Below are 23,171 nucleotides of genomic sequence, written 5' to 3'. Positions count from 1 at the left end.
TTTTAAAGGAGGAAATTATGAAAAAGAAGGTTAGGTTAAATGGGTTAAAAATAGGAGTGCTCGGAGTCCTTTTCTTTACATTTGGTTTAAAAGCGGAAGCTGCTCCTGCTCGAGAGCAGCCTTTAATCGTTCAACAGCCGACTGGAGAACAATTGACAATTACAGAATATGGGGATGAGCATTTCAACTATGTTGTTTCTGATTCAGGGGATATTGTAAAAAAAAGCACGGATAACTATTGGTATTATGTAACATCCGATTCGATACGAGCTAAAGAAGCTTCTCTGTCTTCAGCAAAATATGGAGTTGACCTCCGTCCATTCAACACGTTGACTGCAGAAACAATTCATGAGCATCAAGAAGAATTAACAAATAAAACAGAGGCTGCTCCTTTGCTGGCAACAATGAAACAACTGACAGGTTCTGAAGTACGCGTTTCTTCACAGGGAGCCCAAAAGCTTTTAGTCATTCTAGTTGAGTTAGAGGATATGGAGTTGAAATATTCTCCAGATGTATGGACCGAAAAAATTTTTAATAAAAATAAGCAAAGTTTAGCACATTATTATGAGGACGAAACTGGCGGAAGAACTCATATTATTCCTGCATCGGAAACAAATACAGGAGAAGCAGGGATAGTAAAAGTAAAGCTGGATATGAAACATCCAAATACTGAATTTAGTATCGATAATCCGATGATGGTAAAAAAAGCATTAGAAGCACTAGATGGAAGCATTGATTTCTCAACATATGATACAAATGGAAATGGTCAATTAGAAGCAAATGAATTGCATATCATGACGATTATTGCCGGCTATGAAAGCACTAGCAGCTTTCTAGCGCCAGCGGTTTGGGCTCATTTTGCATACTTACAGGGTCAGACTGCGCTTAAACTTGATGGTGTTTCTTTTAAATCCTACACTCAAGTAGGAGAACGCGATTACAATTATTACCAAGGACACTATTTTCCAATTGAAAGTCCAGTTAATTTAGGCGTAATTTGTCATGAATTTGGACATAGCCTTGGCCTGCCCGATTTATACCATTCTTCAGACGGTAGTTTTGGTCGAACTAGTTTAATGGGGGCTGGAAGTTCTGGTGCAAAGAATGGCGAACTAGCCGGGGCGACTCCTGTTGGATTAGATGGCTATTCAAAAATGAAACTAGGTGTCCCTGTACAAGAAGTCGATTTGAGCGAAGATAGCATGCTCGAAATTGATTCTAGTAATGCTAGTGAAAATTTAATCTATAAAATATCTACAGAAAATCCTTATGAATATTTTTTAATTGATAATAGGCAATTTGACGGCTACGACCAAGGAATGGAAACATTAAGTGTTGCCCATCCTGGTATTGGTCTTTACAAAGTAAACGAACAGTTTACTTCTTTTGGCCACCCCCAAGAAGCCATGCTGCTTTCAGCTGATAAAGCTCTTAAACAGTCAAACGATAAAAGTGATCCATTCTACTTCATAGGAACTGGAACCCATGGTAAACCTCAGCCTACAAGCTTTAATAAAAGTACAATACCTGCAAATCAGCTTAGTGATGGAAGTTATTCAAACTTTGAGCTTGAGGTTTTATCAAAACCTTCAGCAGCTATGGATGTAAAAATTACGAAACATCGTCCTGTTGAAAATATCTCATTTAATTTTTCAGAAAAAGAAATTGCTGTGAGACAAACGCTAACTGTAGCACCGTTATTCAGTCCAGAAAACGCGACGAACAAAACTGTTTTTTGGAAAACTTCTGACACATCGATTGCCACAATAAATGAAAATGGTCAGGTGACTGCCCATAAAGAAGGAACTGTAACTATTTTAGCAACTAGTCAAGATGGAAATAAAGAAGCAAGTTTTAATCTAAAAATTAATAAAGCGATAGATGATCACGGAAATAACTCCAGTGAAGCCACAGAGCTTCAGCTCAATACGCCTGTGCACTATACTGCAGACTTTGAAAGCGATTATGACTATTTCAGCTTTACTGCTCCAGTAGATGGGTATTATGCCACAAAACTAACATTGTTAGTTACCAAAGGGATACAGCCGGAAATTCGGCTCAAAGGCAGCAACATTGGAAATTGGTTTGATACAGAAAACAATGAAGACTGGATTGTTTACTCTCTGAAAAAGGGTGAGCGTGTTGCTGGTGCGGTAACATACCGATCATCGTCTATACCAGAAGGTTCTGAAGGAGAAGTCAGCATGGTCAAACTAGATCATTCTGTTGAGATTGTGCCGGAAGAAAAAACCTTAGCTCTTAACTTAGGGGAAGAAAAGTTGTTGTCCTATGAAGTAAATGTACCCGAGCAGCTGCCCGCTGCCTTATTAAGTTTTAAATCAAACAATCCTAAAGTTGTAGAGATAGACAATCAGGGAAATCTTAAGGCTGTTGGGAAAGGGCAAGCTTTGATTGAGATAACTTCCAGCTTCTTCCGCAACAACCGAGTAACTATCAATGTGACAGTTCGGGATGATCATGGAAATAACTCCAGTGAAGCAACAGAGCTTCAGCTCAATACGCCTGCGCACTATACTGCAGACTTTGAAAGCGATTATGACTATTTCAGCTTTACTGCTCCAGTAGATGGGTATTATGCCACAAAGCTAACGTTACTGGTTACTAAAGGAATACAGCCGGAAATTCGGCTCAAAGGCAGCAACATTGGAAATTGGTTTGATACAGAAAACAATGAAGACTGGATTGTTTACTCTCTGAAAAAGGGTGAGCGTGTTGCTGGTGCGGTAACATACCGATCATCGTCTATACCAGAAGGTTCTGAAGGAGAAGTCAGCATGGTCAAACTAGATCATTCTGTTGAGATTGTGCCGGAAGAAAAAACCTTAGCTCTTAACTTAGGGGAAGAAAAGTTGTTGTCCTATGAAGTAAATGTACCCGAGCAGCTGCCCGCTGCCTTATTAAATTTTAAATCAAACAATCCTAAAGTTGTGGAAATAGACAATCAGGGAAATATTAAAGCTGTTGGAAAGGGAGTCACATATATTGAAGTAACTTCTAGCTTCTTCCGTAACAACCGAGTGAATATTACTATAACGGTCAAGTAAGTGAATAGAAAACGTTGATTTTGACTCAATCAATAAAACTGGAAGAAAAATTTAAACTTAATTTCAGCTCCAATAATTAACTATTCTAATTCAATTTTGGACAAACAAAGTGTTGAAGATGTTGCTTTAGATTTCAGCCAAACTGCTTATTGATGTAACACGCTCTTTGACACCAACTATAAGAAAAGGAACAGGCTGTTTAACGACCTGTTCCTTTCTTCTATTATTTCTGCCCGTTCTCTACGTAGCTCATATCATTTACAGAGTTTACTGTGAATTTTCCATCCTTATAAGTCACAGTAGAAATACTGGCATTGCTTAATCCAGTTGGCGGCAGTTCTGCATTGCTGTCCAGTTGTCCTAGTAAGGTAATAATGCTCATGCCATGAGAAACAACCAGGATATTCTTATGTCCTTCTTTTTCTGCATCCTTCACAATATCATCCAGAGAAGCGGTCAGGCGGTCAATAATCGTCTGGCTATCTTCTGCCGGCCAGTTAACGCCCTCTTCTACATTGTCTTTATCCAATTCAGCTAAAACATCGGCAAAATGCAGAATTGATTTATAAAAACCGTCTTTCTGCATCCCCTCCATGAACTCTTCATATGTTTGACCATCGGCTTCTGCCACAGCCGTCTGCATCTCTTCATTCATCATCCCTTCGTAGGTTCCAAAGTTATATTCCCGCAGACGTTTGTCCTTGTTGATTTCCATACCATTCTGACCATTATTGGCTAAGACCAGCTCAGCTGTTTCAATAGCTCGTCCACTATTGCTGCTGTAAACCTTATCAAACGTAACGTCTTCCAGCCCTTTTCCTAGATATTCTGCTACCTCTACGCCAGCCGGCGTCAGCGGCGCATCAATCCAGCCCTGCGAACGGTCCACTGTATTTAACATCGTCTTCCCATGTCTGGCAAAATAAATGGTTATTTCCCCGCTCTCTGCTTTTTCGCTGCCTACCGTTTTATCCGCCTTCTCAGTTCCCCCAGCACAGCCTGTCACAACTAATGCTGCTGCGGCTAGTCCTACTAAAAATTTTTTCATGCTCATTCTTAAACTCCTCCTCATTAATTTATTGAAAGCGGACAATGATTTCTTTACATACCTCCCTTTAAAAAAATAAAAAACCTAATTATGCCGATTCAAGGAATCCGCATAATTAGGTTTAGCTTGCCGAAAACAATCACTATCCTGCATATTCAACTGATTTCATTATAACTTTTTATCACCAAAATGAAAACCTTTTCTTATTTATAAAATAGGGGATTTTACAGAATTTTTCAGTTCATTTGATTTTTAACAGTTTATTTTCCATCTGGAGCAGTTTGTCGACTTGCTCCGGCAAGTTTCATTAGATTCCAGCTATTTCACTGACAAATTGAGCGGCCTGCTCACCGCTGCCTTCGCTTAATAGCTGAACGATTTTACTACCTACAACAACTCCAGCACAGCTTCTTCTAAATCGTTGGGCATGCTCCTTTGTTGAAACACCAAACCCGGCTAAAACCGGCTTGTCGCTAATTTCTTGAATAAACCGCAAGTGGTCATCCAATTCTGCCTGATAGTCTCTGCCAATGCCTGTTACTCCGTTTACAGCTACTGCGTAAATAAATCCTTCCCCGTCAGTCACGAGTGTCTTAATCCGCTCCTGTGGTGTCGTCAGTGCAATTAACGGGACTAACGCAATGTCCGTATTTTTCAGCAGCGGCGTCAAGTAGCCACGATGTTCATAGGGAAGATCTGGAATGATTAATCCTTTTACTGGTGTCTCCTTTAGCTCAGCAATAAGCCTTTCCAAACCAAACGAGTAAATCGGGTTGAAATAGGTCATCAATACCAAGGGAATGTCTGTTTTTATTTCTTTCAATGTCTCAATGATTTTAGCCAGCGTTACCTCCTGCTTTAGCGCAGCTAGTCCAGCCGCTTGAATCACTGGACCATCAGCTACTGGATCTGAAAAAGGAATGCCCAGTTCAATCGCTCCTGCTCCGGCAGCTGCAAGCTGGTGAATTTCATTTGCCAGATTCTCCAGTCCTTGAGCCCCCGCCATGATATACGGAACGATAATCGTTTCGCCATTTTTCTGTTTTTTAGTCAGCTGTTTCGTTAATGTCTTCATTGTATTCCCTCTTTTCCAGTAATGTTTTAATTTGCTGAACATCCTTGTCTCCTCTACCTGAAAGGCAAATAATCAGTTGTTTTTCAGGTCCTAGCTCTTGGGCGACCTTCACGGCATGACTAATTGCATGAGAGCTTTCCAATGCTGGAATAATTCCTTCTGTTCGACACAACAGCTGAAAGGCAGCCAACGCTTCATCATCTGTAGCAAAGGCATATTGCGCCCGACCGCTTTCATTTAAATGACAATGCTCTGGTCCTAGTCCTGGATAATCTAAGCCGGCTGAAATCGAAAAAGCTTCCTGTACCTGTCCGGCATCATCCTGCAGCAGCTTCATCATTGCCCCATGAAGAATGCCTACTCTGCCTTTATTAATAGAAGCTGCATGAGCCCCAGTTTCCAAACCTAAACCAGCGGCCTCCACTCCAATTAGCGCAACCTCCTGATCGTTAACAAAAGGATAAAAAATCCCCATCGCATTGCTGCCGCCGCCTACGCAGGCAACGACTGCATCCGGCAGCTTTGCTTCTGCTTCTAAAAATTGACGACGAGCCTCTTCCCCAATAATACTTTGATAATCCCGAACAATTTCCGGAAACGGATGCGGTCCCAGAACCGAACCCATTACGTAATGGGTGTCCTCTACATTAGCAACCCAAAACCGCAAAGCCTCATTGACGGCATCCTTTAGGGTTTTACTTCCCGATTCCACACTCTCTACCGTAGCGCCTAAAAGCTCCATTCGAAAAACGTTCAGCGCCTGACGCTCTACATCGACTGCGCCCATAAAAATGGTACATTCCATACCGAACAGCGCCGCCACAGTAGCAGTAGCTACACCATGCTGTCCTGCACCTGTCTCAGCCACTACTTTGCTTTTGCCCATTTTTTTAGCTAGCAGAATCTGCCCGATGGTATTGTTGATTTTATGGGCTCCTGTATGATTGAGATCCTCACGCTTCAAATAGATTTTTGCCCCGCCGATTTCTTTCGTTAATCTTTCTGCATAATAAAGGGGATTTTCTCGTCCCACATACTGTTTTAAATAATAGGCAAGCTCTTCTTGAAACGAGGCATCTGTTTTGGATGCTTCATATACTTCCTCCAGTTCCTTCACTGCTTTCATCAGCGTTTCCGGGACAAACTGCCCGCCGTAAGAACCATAAAATCCTTTAGTTGGTTGACTATACATCACATTTCCTCCTTCGCTTTTTTTAAAAATTCGGCAATCTTCTCGCAATCCTTTTCGCCGTTCGTCTCTACTCCGCTGGAGATATCCACAGCATAGGGGTTAAACAATTGTCTGGCAGTCTGAACGTTATCCACAGTTAATCCACCAGCAATAAATACTTTTTTATCGCTCAAATCATTAAGCTGCAGCTTTTCCCAGTCAAAGGTCTGACCGTTGCCTCCCACGTATTTTTGAGGCGGGGCATCAAACAACAGATACTCTGCTGGATCATTAGCCAGTACAGCCAAGTCAAGCGTATCCTTAACAGCCACTGCCCGAATATGCGGAACGGAAAAGCGGTTTGCTGGTCGCTCTCCATGGATTTGAACAAGATCTAAATCAGCGGCAGTAATGATTGCTTCCAATTCATCTAGAGTGGGGGAAACAAAAACGCCGACTTTCTTCACACTCTTAGGAATCATTTTGCTGATTCGACGTGCATGTTTGGGTGTAATCCGCCGCCTGCTCTCAGCAAACACAAAACCAATGTAGTCTGCACCATTCCTGACTGCGGTCTCCACATCTCCCTTTGTTTTCAATCCGCAAATCTTCACCTTCATCTTGCCGCCCTCAGCTCTCTAACCTTTGCTTCTGGTGAAGCAGCCCGCATTAATGTTTCCCCTACCAAAACTCCCTGATAACGGTCACTGATTGCTGCTGCCTGAGCACCGGTTTCAAAGCCCGATTCGCTAATGTATACTGCGTTGGTTTTCTGATGCTTCCCTAGTTCAATACTTGTTTCAATCGTCACCTCAAAGGTCTTTAAATTTCGATTGTTTACGCCAATCAGGGGAGCCGCTAAAGCTTCTGCAATCGTCAATTCCTCTCGATTATGGACTTCCATCAAAACCTCTAATCCCAGATCCTGTGCTGCTTGGAACAGTTCTGCCAGCTTTTCTGGAGATAATGCCGCAACAATCAACAGAATCATTGTGGCCCCGGCATTTCGTGCTCGAATCAGTTGTTTTTCGTCAATAATAAAGTCTTTGCACAAAACTGGAATAGCCACAGCCGCTGCAACCTCTTTTAAGGTTTCTATCGAGCCTTTAAAAAACACTTCATCTGTCAAAACAGATATAGCCGACACCCCCGCTGCTTCGTATAGCTTTGCCTGCTTGACTGCATCTACTTCCATATTTATCTGTCCTTTTGAAGGTGATGCCCGCTTGATTTCTCCAATGATATGAACATACTCTGGTTCATTTCTGACCCGTTCACAAAACGAAGGAGTCTGACGCAGTGTCTTCAGCTTTTCTCTAGACATCTTTGCGGTTTCCTGTGCTTTTTCCTGAAGTATCTTTTCTAAAAAATCCGTCATCAGGCTACCTCCTTTTGGATACGAATAAATTCCTGCAGCTTGTCCATCGCTGCCCCATCTTTAATGCAGTGTCCTGCAATCGAAATACCTTCTTCAATTGTCTGCGCTTTTCCGCTGCTGAAGAAGCCTAGACCTGCATTCAACAGAACCGTATCCAGATAAGGTCCTGCTTCATTTTTCAAGACAGAATATAAGATTTCAGTATTCTGCTGAGCATCGCCGCCCCGAATGGCAGTTAACGGCAGCCGCTGAAAGCCTAGTTCCTCTGGTTCTATGGAGTTTAAGGTAATCCTGCCATTTTCCAGTAGTGCATAATGAGTGGTTCCAGCCAACGAAGCTTCATCCAAGCGGCCGCCGCCATTGACAACGACTGCCCGCTGGCGGCCTAAGCTTTTTAGTGTAGCCGCCGTTTCTTCCAACAAGTCCAGACGATAGGTTCCCATCAGCTGAGAAGTCAATGGAACCGGATTGGTCAGCGGACCAATCAAATTCAAGACGGTCGGAACGCCTAGCTCTTTACGAACCTTCATCACATGCTTCATATTCGGATGCATAGCAGGGGCAAAGAGAAAGGCCAATCCTACCTCGTCCAGCAGTGTACCGATTCTTTCAGGAGACAGTCGAATATCCACGCCTAAGCATTCAAACAGGTCAGCACTGCCGGAACGGCTGGAAATACTGCGGTTTCCGTGCTTTGCTACTGTTACTCCGCCGGCAGCCAGAACAAATGCTGCTGTAGTGCTGATATTGAAGCTCCCTGACTGATCTCCTCCCGTACCACAATTGTCCATCACTTCTTCAGCCTGACAATTGATTTTTAACGCCTTGCGCTGGATAGTCTCAGCTATGCCTGCCATCTCCTCTGCGGTTTCTCCCTTACATTTCAATGCGGTCAGAAAAGCTGCCAGCTGACTATCTGTTAAACGCCCCTCAAAAATCTCTTCAGCAATACCTGTGGTCTCTAGTTTAGATAAATGTTGTTTTTGATATATTTTTTCAAATAGCTCTTTCATACTTTTCCCCTCCACATAACTGAATAAATCTCTGTATCATACTTGCTCCATCGGCGGTCCCAATAGATTCCGGATGGAACTGCAGACCAAAAACAGGATATTTTTTATGTTCAACGCCCATCACTTCATTGTCTTCTTCTGAATAGCCGGTAATGCAAAATCCTTCTGGTACTGACTGCTGCTTAATAACCAATGAGTGATAGCGAATAACCTCAAATGCCGCCGGCAGCTGCTGAAATAAATAGCCTGCTGTTTGCCTGACTGTCGATGCCTTTCCGTGATAAATACGATTTGCCTGCTGAACTTGTCCGCCGAAAACTGCACCAATTGCCTGATGTCCCAGACAAATGCCCAAAATCGGCTTTTCTTTGTAAAAGCGTTCAATAATTGAAAATACTTGTCCAGTCTCTTCTGGCTTACCCGGTCCGGGAGAAATAATTATTCCGTCAGCCTCTTCAGCTTTTCTCAGCAATTCAGGCGCATCATTCCGCAGAATACAAATATCAGCAAATTGTCCAGCCAGCTGAGCAAGATTATGTGTAAATGAATCATAATTATCAATTAGTAAAATCATTGTCCTACCTCCAATAATGCTTTTGCTTTTTGTAGGGTTTCTTCGTACTCTTTTTTCGGATCGGAATCATAAACAATCCCCGCACCTGCCTGTACATATGCTTTTTTCTGATGGATGACCATTGTCCGTATGGCTATGGCAAAATCCGCCTGATCATCTTTAGATAAATAACCAACCGCTCCGGCGTATATTCCCCGTTTAACCGGCTCCAGTTCATAAATACGCTGCATTGCTCGAATTTTCGGGGCTCCGCTGACTGTTCCTGCCGGTAGAGTGGCTTTTAACGCATCCATCGCTGTGCAGTTCTTTTTCAGCTTACCCGTAACAACAGAAACAATATGCATAACAAAGCGGTATTTTTCAATCGTCATATACAGAGGAACTTCTACCGAACCAATTTCGCTAATTTTTCCAATATCATTCCGGCCTAAATCAATTAACATCAGATGCTCGGCCCGTTCCTTTTCATCGGCAAGCAGCTCCTTCGCTAGTCGGTTGTCTTCTTCTGGCGTCGCTCCTCTTTTCCTCGTTCCAGCAATCGGGTTGGTTGTCACTGTCTGATTTTTCACACTCACTAAACGTTCTGGAGAAGAACCAACTACATAAGTATCAGTAAAATCCAGAAAATATAAGTAAGAAGATGGATTCTCCACTCGAAGTCTTCGATAATAATCAAAAGGATTATCCGTACAATCAGCACTTAAGCGTTGGGAAGGTACCATCTGGAACATATCACCTTCAGCAATATAGCGTTTGATTTTCTTAACCGTCTCTTCAAATTGATGTTTCGAAAAATTACTGCGGTAGTCAAGCGGATTTAGCTCGATTACTTTTTGCTCCTCAGGTACAGGAGTTCTTAATTGTTCAGCAGTTTGAGTTAACGCCTGTTCCAACTCTGCTTCTGTTCGTTGGGAATAGCTGTCAGCCTCTACCAGCAAAATGGTTTCTTTCAGATGGTCAAATAATAGAAATGAATCGAATAAATAAAAATGGATATCGGGAAGCCCCGTCTCATCATGGGGAATCGGTCCCAGCTCTTCATAACTGCCAATCACATCATAGCCAACATAGCCGATTGCTCCGCCCTGGAAAGGCAAGCCTTTGATAGGTGTCTCTGATACAAGAATCTGTTTTTCCAGCTCCTTTAACGGATCATCGATTTGATAAGATCCAACACCGGAAACCGTAAAGGTCTTTTCTTTTACGGTAATTTCTTTGACCGGACTCCAGGCAATAATTGTGTACCTTCCCTGGCTTTTATCTCTAGGTATACTTTCCAACATGCACTTGTTTTTTCCTTGTACTCTTAAGAATGCTGAAACAGCTGTTAAAAAATCGGCTTGTATTTCTTTTGTTTTCTGCATAATCGTTTCCCTCCATTTCTCTATTTGATACGCTCCGTTTCCTTTGTCCATCAGAAGCTTGCTTAGCTATGGTTCCGGTAACTACGCTCGCTTCGTTCGCCTAGTGCTGTTCATCATCTACTCTGCCTTCGGCAATCTCAGTGATTCCGCTCGGGTGACTACGCTCGCTTCGTTCGCCTAGTGCTGTTCATCATCTGCTCTGCCTTCGGCAATCGCAGTGATTCACAGCAAATAGCCCTCAAGAAACAGCCTGGCTATCCAGCTATTTCTTGAGGGCGAATAATTCGTTTATCCACGGTACCACCTCATTGAAAAGATTATTCAATCACTTCTGAACTGTCCCGAAAAAAACAAAAAACCCCCAAACCATAAAAAACTATGGTTTGAGGGTGAAAAGTCACGGTGCCACCTCAATTTGAAAGAATCCTTCTTTCCTCTCTGTCAGTCGTCCAACAACGACTTTTCTCTATAACGGGAGTTCCCGGAAATGCCTACTCTGATTCGGCACTTCGCTCGAAAGTCCATTCACAATCCCTTCCTTGCTGATTCCCACCGCCATCAGCTCTCTGTAAAGTACCGGAAATTGCTACTCCTCTTTCTCGAAGCTTTAATATTGTTACTCAGTTTATGCCAGTTCCTGTATTTTGTCAATAACTTTTTCTTACTTTTTTCAAAAAATTGAAAGTAGCTAGTATTTTCTAAGCTTAATTGTCTAAAAATTAGTCCAACGCTTTCATTGCATCTTCAATCATCAAGTGGGTTGATTCCAGTCCGCCCCCGCTCAAATACCAAACATCCGGCTGCAGGGTAATAACTTTACCGTTCTTACCAGCGTTTGTCTGCTTGATTAATTCATTATCTGTGATGTTGTCATTGGTTGTATCACCACCGATTGCCTGCGTCCGGTCAACAACAAACAAAATATCTGGGTTGTTTTCTAAAACATACTCAAATGAAACACTCTGTCCATGAGTTGATGCTTCAATGTTTTCATCGGCTTGTTTAAAACCAAATGTATCATGGACAATACCAAAGCGTGAGCCTTCCCCATAAGCAGAGAGCTGTCCTTCATTTAATAAGACAACGAGTGCCTTTTCGTCAGTAGCCTCAGCCTTTGCTTTTACCTCAGCAATTTCCTCTTCCAAAGAAGCAATTTTTTCTTTTGCTTCTTCTTGTTTGTCGAAGATTTCTGCCAAGGTCTCAATATTTTTCTTTGTAGAGTTCCATGTATCAGCTGCATCCACAGATAAATAAATCGTTGGTGCAATCCCGCTTAAGTCTTCTTTAAAATCGCTTTGACGGCCCGAAATAATAATCAAGTCAGGCTGAAGCTGATTGATTTTTTCCAAATCAGGTTCTTTGATTCCTCCAGCAGATTCTACCTCTGCATATTTATCTAGATAAGCAGGTAGATTGGCTGTTGGCGCACCAATTACTGTTTCCCCAACACCTAAGGCATCTAATGTATCTAGTGAGCCATTGTCGAATACAACGACTTTTTCAGGATTTTTTGGTACCTCAACAGAGCCGTCTGAATCCTCTACTGTAATTGTTTTAGCTTCCCCACTGCTAGCCGCAGTAGAGGAATCACCTGTTGCTGCTTTTTCTCCGCTGCCGCAGGCACCTAGTAATAAAACGACAGCCATTGAGCAGACTGCGAATGCTAATAATTTTTTCTTCATCTTCTTCCTCCAAAATAGTTATTTAGCCAGATAATCCCCTAGTTAATCCACTTGTTTTCTATCTGACTTTTTTCAAGCTTCTATTGCCTCGTTTCTCAACTAAAATACATACAGAAACGTTTTCCTTCAATTTCACAAATTCGGATATTCATATCATAGAGCTTATTCAGTGTTTTCGATTGAATAATTTCATCAGTAGTGCCATGAGCGAACATCTTGCCGTCTTTCATTGCAACAATCTCATCGGCATAGCTGGCAGCAAAGTTGATGTCATGAAGAACAATCACTACCGTCTTACCGAAATCATCCACCAGCCGACGCAGAATCTGCATCATCTGAACTGCATAATTCATGTCCAGGTTGTTCAAAGGTTCATCCAGCAGAATGTAATTGGTGTCTTGTGCAATGACCATTGCAATATACACCCGTTGAAGCTGTCCGCCGGATAAGGTATCAATCATGGCGTCTGCCAGCTCTGTTAAGCCAAGATGAGCCATCGCTTCTTCTATTTTTTCATAATCTTCTTTTTTTAGACGGCCTTTAGTATAAGGAAAGCGGCCAAAGCTAACAAGTTCTCTGACAGAAATTTTTAAATCAATATTATTTGCCTGCTTTAGAATCGACAGCTTTTTTGACAGCTCGCTCTGCTTCCAGGATTTTACTTCACTATGATCTAAATAGATTTCTCCGGTATCTTTAGGTATTAAGCGGCTCATCATTGAAAGCAGTGTACTTTTCCCTGCACCATTTGGCCCGATAAAAGCAGTCAGCTTTTGCTCGGCAACCGGCAGTTGAACCTCTGAAACAACGACCTTTTCTCCATAACGTTTTGAAACATTTTTGATTTCGATCATTTTTTCTGCTTCCTTTCACTGATGATTTTTCCGACAAAATAGACACCGCCGCCAAACTCTATCACAATACTCAAGGTTGTGTTCAAAGCAAAGATTTGCTCTACCAGAAATTGACCGGAGACTAGCAGTAAAATTGCCAGCAAACTACCGCCGATAAATAATTCCCGGTGACGGTAAGTGCCCATCAGCTGATAGCTCATATTTGCCACGATAAAACCTAAAAACGTTACCGGACCTACTAATGCAGTTGAAATTCCGACAATCCCGCTGACCGCTATCAACACAAGCAGCTGAAAGCCTGAAACTTCAATCCCCAGATTCATCGCTTGATCATGTCCTAGATGAAGGACATCCAGTGCATGACTTTGATGCCAAAGATATCCGGCAAAAACCGCCAGTAAAAGACCAGCCAGCAGCAGATAATGACTGTTGACGTTGCCAAAGCTGGCAAATAGTTTCCCTTGTAGTAAGTCATACTCGTTCGGGTCCATTACAACCTGTAAAAAGGTACTGATACTATTAAAAAATGTCCCTAATATCATTCCTATCATCAATAATAAAAATAAATCATTTTTTCCTCTACCCAATAAAAATTTGGAGAGCAGGATGCTGATTCCCATCATCAGCAGAATATTCCCCAGAAACTGAAGAAGCGATTCCTGTCCTAAAATTACTTGTCCGCCTAAAAAGAAAAATAAAACGGTTTGAATAAAAACATAGAGGGAATCTAAGCCTAGAATATTCGGTGTCAGAAAATGATTCTGTGTCATAGTCTGAAAGCTGATGGTTCCAAAAGCGGAGCCAATCCCTACCAGAATAAAAGCTGCCAGCTTCTTCCCTCTCAAAGCCAAAGCAAATGACCAATTTCCGTATGTTTTATACGTAAGATAAAGAAAACAAACTGCAATCACTGCCAGCAGCAGTAAAGCAATCTTTGTACTTGAACGTCCGGCTAATTTTCTCATACTGAACGCCTCCTTAACAGAAGTGCGATAAAGATGATACTGCCCAATACACCGACAACCACACTAACAGGAATTTCATACGGCGCTATGACCACACGAGCCAAAATATCACACAACAGTAAAAAGATGCTGCCGGCTATTGCAGTAATTCCCAGTGTATTTTTCATATGATCCCCATAACGCATTGCGACCAGATTCGGCACAATCACTCCTAAAAAAGGAATACTGCCGACCATTATCAGCACAACTGCACTAGCTAAGGCCACGATGCTTAACCCTAGAAGCTGCGTCCGCTGATAGTTCAGCCCAACACTTGTTGCCATATCTTCACCCATACCCGCAATCGTAAAACGGTAGGCAAAAGCATAAACCAGAATTAACAAGGGAATTGTCAGGTAAAGCAGCTCATAGCTGCCCTTCATCACTGTTGAAAAATTTCCCTGAAGCCAGCTGGACATGTTCTGAACCAGCTGAAACTGGTAGGCAAAAAAGGTAGCGATTGATCCAACGATATTTCCGAACATCACACCAATCAAAGGAATCATCACCTGATTTTTAGCTGGCAAAAAACGAGTCAGCGTTAGAAAAACCAAAGTTCCCGCCAAAGCGAAAATAAAGGCAATAAACGAACGGAACAACAGCGGAGCTGTAGGGAAAAAGACCATCACAACTAAAATACCCAAACGGGCGCTGTCCATCGTTCCAGCTGTACTGGGCGAAACAAATTTATTCTGTGTCAGGTGCTGCATGATTAGACCGGAAATACTGATTGTACTGCCGGCAATCATCAAGCTGACCGTTCTGGGAACTCGAGTAGTCAACAGTACCAGCTGCTGCTCGGAATCCCATTGAAAAAGCTGAGTAAAAGAAATGTCTTTCACTCCAACAAATATCGATATGAATGCTAAAAGGAGTAAAAACAAAAATAGGCCTATTTTTTTCACGCATATGCTCCTCTTTCTAATTGAGAATGATTTTCATTCTTAGTTTATAGTTTAGGCGAATTTCTGAGTAAATGCAACTGTTTTCAGAAGTTTTATTACTATTATTGTCAAAGCTTGCGGCTTCAAAAAAGCTGGTTTTACTGAATTTAGCTTTTTATTTATGCTATAATTTAGACAACTAAATCTAGTAAAGGAGGTCCCGCATGGGTGACGAACTGCAAAAACATTTAGACAACTCCCGTTATGGCACACCACAGCTAAAGCCTGATGAGCAAAGAAAATACTTAGGTACTTTCAAAGAGCGCTGCTATGTAACAATGACTCTGGCTCAAATGAAAAATGAAGAGGATAAAAAGAACTTCTTAAAGGAACTAGCTGCTCACCCGGCTGGTACAGTTTTGCTTAACGGAAAAATGGATACACCTTTACAAGCTGCTTATATTAAGCTGATTAATGAGCACAATGGTCGTTTTACGATTGTAAATGAGGCTAAAAACAGTGATCCCGATGCTATTGGCTTAATTCTAGCTGCAGATCAAGCAGTAAATGAAGACGAAATCGATATTGAAAAAAAATATCCTCACACAACAGATGAATCAAAATCTACGGAGAAAAAAAGTTTTTGGCGAAGTTTATTCTGATGATAAGAATGGAGGAGTACAGAAATGATTGAACAACATTTATTGAAAAGGGAACTGGCTGATGCTTTAACCACCCATATTCGCTTACTAAAGGATGTAGATGAAATCGAAATGGAGCATAGCGACGCACTGGCTTTTATGATGCGCAGCTTTGGCTTTATGCTGGACGGGGCGCCGGAAATTCTGGTTACCGAAGATGAAGAAGCCCTGTATTATATGATGTTTCAGTACTATAGTTTGTTAACTGAGCTAAAATATAATTTGATGCTGAACTTCCCTTATGCTCGTTTACAAGGTAGAGAAATTATGGCGGTGGTCAATGATTTCCCTGTTGCTTACGAACGTGAGATGAAGGAATGGTGGGAGCGCATGACTGGTCTGGAGGTAGAGGAAACAAAACAGACGATTGCTATTAAGGAATTGGATTATTAAAATTTGATTTTCTGTATCAAAAAATAAGTCTGGGATATAAATAAATTCCCAGACTTTTAATATCCTTAAAACTGAATAAGCGGTATTCCAAAAGCAGCTTTCTCGGAAATAAGCCTTACTATATTGAAAATGTGTAATCATTTTCGTATAGTAAGGCTTATTTCTTAAAGCAAATCACTTTGATACTGCCTCTTATTTTCTATTTAAAAACTTAATTCAAGGCACTAGCTGCCTCTTTATCTAATATCACAGTTAAATTAGGATGCAGCTGCAAAACGGATGCTGGGACATCTTCGCTAACAGGACCAGTTAATACTCTGCGAACCATTTCTGCTTTTTCAGAGCCGTTAACAATCAAAATCAGATGTCTTACTTTCATCACACTGGCAGGTCCCATTGTAACAAACTCCAGGCCTTTTTCCATCATCTCAGGAACAAACCAAGACTCGTCTCCCGTTACAGTAAGCTTGTAGGTTAGATTATTAAACTTTGTTGTTCCAGGCATATTTCCACAAAAATGCCCATCTTTTCCTAGACCAATCAGCATCCCATCCAAGCCGCCGACATTCTCCAGAGACTGGTCTTGCTCAGCATAGTTTTCTACTGTTAATGGATGAATATTTTTTTCATCAATTCCTGCTGGGGTTAAATATAAGCGTCTTAAGTCACTAATTGTTACCCCTTCAGCTTGCCCTTCCACTGGAATCTCATCAAAATTGTAGTAATGAACGTTCGTATAGCTAGAGTTGCCTTTCATAATATTTACCAGTTTTTCATAGACCTTGACTGGTGTATTTCCACCTGTAATGGACAGATTGACACGCTTAGCTTGTGACATATGGCCTAATAGAATATTTTTAGTTGTTTCGCTCATTGCTTCGAAATCGCTTTCAATAATGATTTTCATTTAAACACTCCATTCTATAGTAGCTATTTTTTCTATTATAAAATGTGGGAACATTCCCATGTCAATAGGAAAAACTGGATGAATCCATGAAGCTGGACATGAACTATATACCTCTCTCCAGCCTTTGCTGTTACTGAGTTTACAACCATAAATAGCATCTATTTCCTTTACTCGCAAGAAAAAATTTAACTTTAGGAAACTCAAAAAGCCATGGACGATTTTCAATCTGAAAATTCATCCATAGCTAAAAATGAATACCTTCACAATGGAACGGAGCATTTCTACCGCTCAACTAACTGATAATAAATTCTGGATGTGCGCCAGTAAATGATGAAGTAGCAGAGTGCAAAGGCACCTACACATAAGGTTGTTGTCATTAAGAGCAGGCTGCTGTTAATGAGTCCAAATAATACTAACAGCTTTTTAATAATTGGAAAAGCAATTGTCAGATGGAGCACAGCCACCGCAATCGGCAGGAAAAATACCAGGAGAATCTGATGCTGAATCGTTTGATGAACTTCCTTGTGACTCAGACCTACCTTCTGCATTATTTCAAACCGATCATGATCATCATTTCCTTCGGATACCTGTTTATAGAAAATAATCAGCGTAGTTGCGATAATGAAGCTTAAACCGAAAATTACCCCAATAAACAGGAAGCCTCCCATCAACGCCTTATTATCTTCACGATCCTCATCCAAAGATGAGACAAGATACGTACTACCGTCATTTTGCTGGGCGAGTATACTCAGTCTTTCCCGAAGCATACTTGGCAGGTTTATACGGTCTTTAAGAGAGCCCTCTGTTTCAAACATGAAGTTATTCTCAACCAGATTTTGGACTGAGTAAGCTCCAGTTTTAAAGTCTGCTTTTACCTGATCTAAAATCTGCTGAAACTGCCCATCAGAGACTACCAGCAGAAAAGAACTAATTGTTTCATCCTCTTTTTTAGGCGATAGACTGAACTCCTCCAGAACTTCTTTCACTGAGAAATCTTGTGAGCCAATATGAATGTCCTTTGATTCATAGCTGCCATAAATCGGATAGACAAGTACTTCATTTTCTGTTAACTTTTTCTCGGTCTGCTCAATTCGATTGTATTCGCTTAATGGGATAAACTGAAAGCCGGTCATATTCTTAAAATCACTCATGGCTTCTTTGGCAGCTTCGAAGCGGTTCTCTTTTGCTTTGATTGTGACCACTGCTGTTGACGTACGAAGCGTCTGCAGGTTTTTCACAGTTAGATTATTATCAACTGCAGTCTGCTGAAGCAGCTCCTCTACTTCGGCTTCTGGTATATCGGCAGTCTTGATTGTATTTTGAAATGGATTTCTATTACGAACAATGTCCTCACGCCCAACATATAAAGAGACTGTGGAGGAAATTGTCACTAGTGCCATTGTACACAGGATGCAAATCGTTGCTAAGCCAGCACCGTTCTGTTTCATTCGAAAAATCATACCCGAAACAGAAATAAAATTTGACGGTTTATAATAGAAGCTTTCTCTTTTCTTCAATAGCTTCAGCAAGGTAATACTTCCAGCAATAAATAGACTATATGTTCCAATAATCACTAAGACTACCGCTACAAAGAACAGCGTCAAGGCTTCTACTGGCGACTGAATGGTCAAGGATATACCGTAGCCGGTACCTAGACAGACCAGTCCGACTAAGGCAAACAACCATTTGGCTTTAGGCTCTTTTTCACCAGCTTTTGACTGTCCTAGAAGCTCTATCGGTTTCGTCTTACGAACCTCCCACATATCGTATAAAAATGTACAGAGAAAGATTCCAGCGAACAAGACGATGACTCTTACTACTGATTCAAAGGATAGCAGATACGTAAAATCCGTTCCAATTCCCATCAGTTTTTTTAATACCAAAAACATTAGCTTAGAAAAAATCACACCTGAAATAATACCCAGAATCAGCGTAATTACCAGTGCATAGATGTTTTCAAAGAGCATCATTACCGTTAAATTGCTTTTATCCATCCCTAAAATGTTATATAATCCCAGCTCCTTTTTTCTCCGCTTGATAAGGAAGCTGTGAGTATAGAACGTAAAGACAAATGAAAAAATCATGATGACTATACTACCAAAACCAAACATCATCTTAACCGAATCTGCCTGAGGCAAATTATCCATCCCTTTGTTGTAAAGCATCACCTGCATAATAATATTTAAAACAACAGTAAATATTGTTGCTAGGACAAATGGAATATAAACTGTCCGATTTTTCTTCAGATTATTATAAGCTAAACGCATATACAGCATCTATTCTCACCCCTTCGCCAGCAATGTCGTCATTGTCTTGGAAATATCTGCCAGCAGCTCTTCATTCGTCCGCTGCCCCCGATACAACTGATGAAACACTTGACCATCTTTAATGAACAAAATTCGATTGGCCCGGCTAGCAGCCAGCGCACTGTGTGTAACCATCAAAATCGTTTGATTTTGCTGATTGATTTCTTGAAATAATCCCAACAGATTTTCCGAACTCTTCGAATCCAGGGCACCTGTCGGCTCATCGGCTAAAATAATCTGAGGCTTCATGATTAACGCACGGGCAACTGCTACCCTTTGCTTTTGTCCGCCGGAAATTTCATAGGGATATTTTTCCAGAAGATCACTAATTCCCAATATTTCTGCCAGAGGCTGTAGACGGCGCTTCATCTCACCAACTGCTGTCTTAGAAAGAACCAGCGGCAGAAAGATATTGTCCTTAACAGAAAAATTGTCCAATAAATTGAAGTCCTGAAATACAAATCCCAGGTTCTCCCTTCTAAAAGCTGCCAGCCGTCCTTCTGGAATTTCAGTGATATTCATTCCTTTTAGCTGTACAGCTCCTTGTGTAGGGATATCTAAAGTTGCCAGAATATTCAATAGTGTACTCTTGCCTGATCCCGATTCTCCCATTATGGCTATGTATTCTCCTTCTTCTACTTGAAAAGAAATATCCTTCAAGGCTATTACCTGATTTCCGCCAAAACGGGTCTGATATATTTTTTGTAAATGTGTAACCTCCAACATCGTCATTGCTGCTCCTCCTTCAGTTATCAAAATAAATCGGCCTTTTAAACTGGCTGATTTCCTCTTCTTTATATTAAAACAAAACAGCCGCCAAAGACCACTTACACTTTGACCGCTGTTCTTACATTGCTGTAAGCTTTATTCTATTTGGTATCGGTATTGACTAAGGTCCAGCCAGACCTTGGTACCCACACCAACCTCTGAGGTCAACTGAATCTGATGCCCTAGATTTCTCATGACTTCTTTGCTCATTGATAGTCCCAAACCAGAGGCTTTCTGATGATTGTGTCCATTATACCCGGTATAGCCTCTATCAAATACTCGGGAAATATCTTCCGGCAAAATGCCAATACCTGTATCTTCAATGACAATTTCCTTTGGTTTGAGCGGATTACTGTAAATACGAATACCGCCGCTTTCTGTATATTTAATCGCATTAATTAAGATTTGCTCAACTACAAACTGCAGCCATTTTTTGTCGCTGATTACCTTTTGACCCGTATCTTCCATTGAAAAAGACAGCTCTTGATAAATAAAAAAGGTGGCGTACTTTTTAATCGTTTCCTTGATGAGCCGATCCACATCTACTTCTTCAAAAACAAAATCCGTTTCTGTATGACGCAAGCGCAGATACTGCAGCATCATCTCCAGATACTGATCAATTTTGAACAGCTCCTGCTTTAATACGGTATGATCCAGTTTGTTCTCCTGCATCTTCAAATTTAAAACCGCCAGCGGTGTTTTAATTTGATGGCTCCACAGACTATAGTAATTCATCAGCTGATAGTTGGCATTTTTCGTTTCATCAATATCCTTTCGATAATCCTGATCAAGCGACTTAAGCAGTTCTTCGTATTCTTCTTCAAGTAAATATCGGCTGCTCTTTTTACTTTGAACATAAAGCTTAACCGACTTCTTACCAAGCTCCAGCTGCTTATATTTTCTAACATAACAGTAAAACTGAAGACTCATCATGATAACCAGAAAAAATAGTGAAAACAGCAACGCATCACTATAGACAACAAAAGGGACATCATATAAAAAGAAGGTTGTGCAAAACAGCAGAACCATCCCTATATAGGTAAGAATTGTTATTCTTCTATCTGATAAGTAGCGGAAAAATAATTTCATCTTAGTCTTCCTTTCCTAAAAGGTAGCCTTTCCCTTTCTTCGTCTGAATGTACTGATCCAAACCAATATCACTGACCTTCTTTCTCAAACGAGTCATATTCACCGATAAAGTATTGCTGTCGATAAATGCCTCGTTCTCCCAAAGCTTCTCCATAATTTGCTCTTTAGGTACAAGTTTTTCCGGCTGCTGAAACAACAAATCCAAAATCTTAGTTTCATTCATTGTAACTGGCACGCACTGTTCCCGATGACAGACTTCAAAGGCCTCTAAATTCAACACATAATTCTCATAGCTCAGTACCCTTGCTTCTGTGAATCCGGGATTTCTTCTGAGAATTGCCTGAATTTTTGCGACAAGCACCTCCAAGTCAAAGGGCTTTACAATAAAATCATCGCCGCCCATGTTCATCGCCATTACAATATTCATATTATCCCCTGCTGAGGATAGAAACACGATCGGCACCTGGGATTCTTTACGAATTTCTGTACACCAATGATACCCATTATAAAAAGGCAGTGAAATATCCATTATCACCAAATCCGGCTGACAGGTGCGAAATTCTTCTAATACTGCTTGAAAATTCTGTGTAGACTGCACCTCAAAATTCCATTTTCTTAGAAAATCTGCTACTGTCTCAACAATGTGCCGATCATCTTCTACTATATATATTTTTTTCATCTAATGACTCTCCTCTCCACACGAAACTGCTTCTTTTTCAGTGTACCATATTTAAATTTTATAGAGACAGCTATTTAGAAAATCAAGATGATTACTGCGCTGTTTGTGACAAATTGACATCTTTTAGCAGTTAAAGAGCCTTAAAAACACCTGCCGAAATCGACAGGTGTTCCAAAATCTATATTTATTTGAATACTAAGTTCTGATTCTACTTAAAAGATTTACAGCACTATCTCCAACGAATAGGGATTTGTGCTTCACCTGAAAATTCGTTATTTCCTTTTTTAATTGACCAGTTAAATAGTAAGAATTCTTCAGTTCCAGTTAGTCCTTCCCACTTCAACTCTTCGCTGCTTTCATAAGGTTCAAAATCATAATTATCCACAATCTGGGATACATAATTCATTGTTGCACCATCAAACTGACTAGATGAAATAATCGGATCATACAGTTGATAGCTTGTTGTTCCTCGCTTCAAGGTAATCGTAGGCAAGACACCTTTACTATATACTCGAACTGAACTCAAATTGGTTGCATTTGACAATGCAGAAATATCAGTCAATGCAGCTTGAGTGTAAAGCGGCATGCTTTTGTCTTGCTCTCGTGCGTGCTGCTCCGCTTCTTCCCTCTCTTCTTCAGAAGCAAAACCTTCACCAGATAAACGCAAAACTTCTAGATTAGTTAATTTTTTAAACTCTCTCAACGTGGCTTGATCTGCGTATTGAACCCAGATTTCTTTCAGCGTAGTCAAGTTTTGAATCGGTCTAAAATCAACAATCCCATTGATAAATTCTCCCCCCAAGGATTCTAAATTTTCAGCATATTCAAGACCATGCAAATGAGCATCTTCCCAATCATAATCGATTTCTCTCATTTCTTTTACTGTATCTTTTTTTATCAAACTAAACTGATTAATCAATTCTTCTTCTTCAATTCTTGCCTGCTCCAGCTGCTCATATTGCTCATTAAATTCTTCAGATGTCAGCTCCCCATTACCAAACCGTTCTGAAAGTACCTCCATTTTTTCATACCACTTCTCTGAAGATTTATCAGTTGTTTCACGAATCAAACGATCCTTTAATGTATATCCTGGAACATGAATATATTCTTCTCCTTCTGCATTTACTCCCATAGGAGAAGCAAACACCAAACCTAACCCAATAGTTCCAACAAGTTTTTGCCATCTTTTCATTTTTACCATCCTTTCTTTTTACAA

Annotated in this window: 21 protein-coding genes and 1 other annotated feature; of the genes, 3 read left to right on the top strand and 18 right to left on the bottom strand. The window is 40.8% G+C overall.

Annotated elements, in window-relative coordinates; genetic code table 11:
• Positions 1-17: 17 nt before the first annotated feature.
• The gene (locus ACYSNQ_RS11955; protein WP_426083636.1) at positions 18-3,065 is read left to right on the top strand and encodes a M6 family metalloprotease domain-containing protein; all 3,048 of its coding nucleotides are present in this window, start codon (positions 18-20) and stop codon (positions 3,063-3,065) included.
• Positions 3,066-3,288: 223 nt separating this feature from the next.
• Here the strand turns inward: ACYSNQ_RS11955 and ACYSNQ_RS11950 are convergent, their stop codons facing one another.
• From ACYSNQ_RS11950 to ACYSNQ_RS11895, 12 genes are all read right to left on the bottom strand, one after another.
• Positions 3,289-4,119 (bottom strand): histidine phosphatase family protein, encoded by an 831-nt coding sequence (locus ACYSNQ_RS11950; protein ID WP_426083634.1) that lies wholly within the window; start codon positions 4,117-4,119, stop codon positions 3,289-3,291.
• Between the two features lie 301 nt (positions 4,120-4,420).
• Complete coding sequence (gene trpA, locus ACYSNQ_RS11945) at positions 4,421-5,188, bottom strand: tryptophan synthase subunit alpha (protein ID WP_426083632.1); 768 nt, start codon at positions 5,186-5,188, stop codon at positions 4,421-4,423.
• On the bottom strand, positions 5,160-6,380 hold the full coding sequence (gene trpB / locus ACYSNQ_RS11940; protein ID WP_426083630.1) for a tryptophan synthase subunit beta: 1,221 nt from the start codon (positions 6,378-6,380) through the stop codon (positions 5,160-5,162). The genes trpA and trpB overlap by 29 nt, the downstream gene beginning before the upstream one ends.
• A complete protein-coding gene (locus ACYSNQ_RS11935) occupies positions 6,380-6,979 on the bottom strand; it encodes a phosphoribosylanthranilate isomerase (protein WP_426083628.1) in 600 nt (199 codons plus the stop codon). The genes trpB and ACYSNQ_RS11935 overlap by 1 nt, the downstream gene beginning before the upstream one ends.
• The gene (gene trpC, locus ACYSNQ_RS11930; protein WP_426083689.1) at positions 6,976-7,740 is read right to left on the bottom strand and encodes an indole-3-glycerol phosphate synthase TrpC; all 765 of its coding nucleotides are present in this window, start codon (positions 7,738-7,740) and stop codon (positions 6,976-6,978) included. Before trpC ends, ACYSNQ_RS11935 begins: the two co-directional genes overlap by 4 nt.
• Positions 7,737-8,750, bottom strand: a complete 1,014-nt coding sequence (gene trpD, locus ACYSNQ_RS11925) for an anthranilate phosphoribosyltransferase (protein ID WP_426083626.1) — start codon at positions 8,748-8,750, stop codon at positions 7,737-7,739. Before trpD ends, trpC begins: the two co-directional genes overlap by 4 nt.
• Positions 8,734-9,324: an anthranilate synthase component II gene (locus tag ACYSNQ_RS11920; protein WP_426083624.1), complete on the bottom strand. Its 591-nt coding sequence runs from the start codon at positions 9,322-9,324 to the stop codon at positions 8,734-8,736. The genes trpD and ACYSNQ_RS11920 overlap by 17 nt, the downstream gene beginning before the upstream one ends.
• Entirely contained in the window at positions 9,321-10,688 is a 1,368-nt protein-coding gene (gene trpE / locus ACYSNQ_RS11915) for an anthranilate synthase component I (protein ID WP_426083622.1), read from the bottom strand. The genes ACYSNQ_RS11920 and trpE overlap by 4 nt, the downstream gene beginning before the upstream one ends.
• Positions 10,689-11,070: 382 nt before the next feature.
• Positions 11,071-11,300: a binding site (T-box leader), on the bottom strand.
• 107 nt (positions 11,301-11,407) lie between these two features.
• Entirely contained in the window at positions 11,408-12,370 is a 963-nt protein-coding gene (locus ACYSNQ_RS11910) for a siderophore ABC transporter substrate-binding protein (protein WP_426083620.1), read from the bottom strand.
• Between the two features lie 95 nt (positions 12,371-12,465).
• Positions 12,466-13,224, bottom strand: a complete 759-nt coding sequence (locus tag ACYSNQ_RS11905) for an iron ABC transporter ATP-binding protein (protein WP_426083618.1) — start codon at positions 13,222-13,224, stop codon at positions 12,466-12,468.
• A complete protein-coding gene (locus tag ACYSNQ_RS11900) occupies positions 13,221-14,189 on the bottom strand; it encodes an iron chelate uptake ABC transporter family permease subunit (RefSeq protein ID WP_426083616.1) in 969 nt (322 codons plus the stop codon). The genes ACYSNQ_RS11905 and ACYSNQ_RS11900 overlap by 4 nt, the downstream gene beginning before the upstream one ends.
• Positions 14,186-15,133 (bottom strand): ABC transporter permease, encoded by a 948-nt coding sequence (locus tag ACYSNQ_RS11895; protein WP_426083614.1) that lies wholly within the window; start codon positions 15,131-15,133, stop codon positions 14,186-14,188. Before ACYSNQ_RS11895 ends, ACYSNQ_RS11900 begins: the two co-directional genes overlap by 4 nt.
• A gap of 203 nt (positions 15,134-15,336) precedes the next feature.
• On the opposite strand from ACYSNQ_RS11895, the gene ACYSNQ_RS11890 reads away from it, so the two are divergent.
• Both ACYSNQ_RS11890 and ACYSNQ_RS11885 read left to right on the top strand, forming a co-directional pair.
• Positions 15,337-15,774, top strand: a complete 438-nt coding sequence (locus ACYSNQ_RS11890; protein WP_426083612.1) for a YueI family protein — start codon at positions 15,337-15,339, stop codon at positions 15,772-15,774.
• Positions 15,775-15,798: 24 nt separating this feature from the next.
• The gene (locus ACYSNQ_RS11885; protein WP_426083610.1) at positions 15,799-16,206 is read left to right on the top strand and encodes a hypothetical protein; all 408 of its coding nucleotides are present in this window, start codon (positions 15,799-15,801) and stop codon (positions 16,204-16,206) included.
• 211 nt (positions 16,207-16,417) lie between these two features.
• On the opposite strand, the gene ACYSNQ_RS11880 is transcribed toward ACYSNQ_RS11885, so the two are convergent.
• The 6 genes from ACYSNQ_RS11880 to ACYSNQ_RS11855 all read right to left on the bottom strand — a co-directional run bounded on the left by ACYSNQ_RS11880 (position 16,418) and on the right by ACYSNQ_RS11855 (position 23,147).
• The gene (locus tag ACYSNQ_RS11880; RefSeq protein WP_426083608.1) at positions 16,418-17,113 is read right to left on the bottom strand and encodes a glucosamine-6-phosphate deaminase; all 696 of its coding nucleotides are present in this window, start codon (positions 17,111-17,113) and stop codon (positions 16,418-16,420) included.
• Between the two features lie 281 nt (positions 17,114-17,394).
• A complete protein-coding gene (locus ACYSNQ_RS11875; protein ID WP_426083606.1) occupies positions 17,395-19,389 on the bottom strand; it encodes an FtsX-like permease family protein in 1,995 nt (664 codons plus the stop codon).
• Between the two features lie 6 nt (positions 19,390-19,395).
• Positions 19,396-20,151 (bottom strand): ABC transporter ATP-binding protein, encoded by a 756-nt coding sequence (locus tag ACYSNQ_RS11870; protein WP_426083604.1) that lies wholly within the window; start codon positions 20,149-20,151, stop codon positions 19,396-19,398.
• 132 nt (positions 20,152-20,283) lie between these two features.
• On the bottom strand, positions 20,284-21,276 hold the full coding sequence (locus ACYSNQ_RS11865; protein ID WP_426083602.1) for a sensor histidine kinase: 993 nt from the start codon (positions 21,274-21,276) through the stop codon (positions 20,284-20,286).
• A gap of 1 nt (position 21,277) precedes the next feature.
• On the bottom strand, positions 21,278-21,955 hold the full coding sequence (locus tag ACYSNQ_RS11860; RefSeq protein WP_426083600.1) for a response regulator transcription factor: 678 nt from the start codon (positions 21,953-21,955) through the stop codon (positions 21,278-21,280).
• Positions 21,956-22,184: 229 nt separating this feature from the next.
• Positions 22,185-23,147 (bottom strand): hypothetical protein, encoded by a 963-nt coding sequence (locus tag ACYSNQ_RS11855; RefSeq protein ID WP_426083598.1) that lies wholly within the window; start codon positions 23,145-23,147, stop codon positions 22,185-22,187.
• Positions 23,148-23,171: the final 24 nt, after the last annotated feature.

Source organism: Enterococcus sp. LJL51 (assembly GCF_054871795.1).
This window is presented reverse-complemented; position numbering and strand designations above follow the sequence as displayed.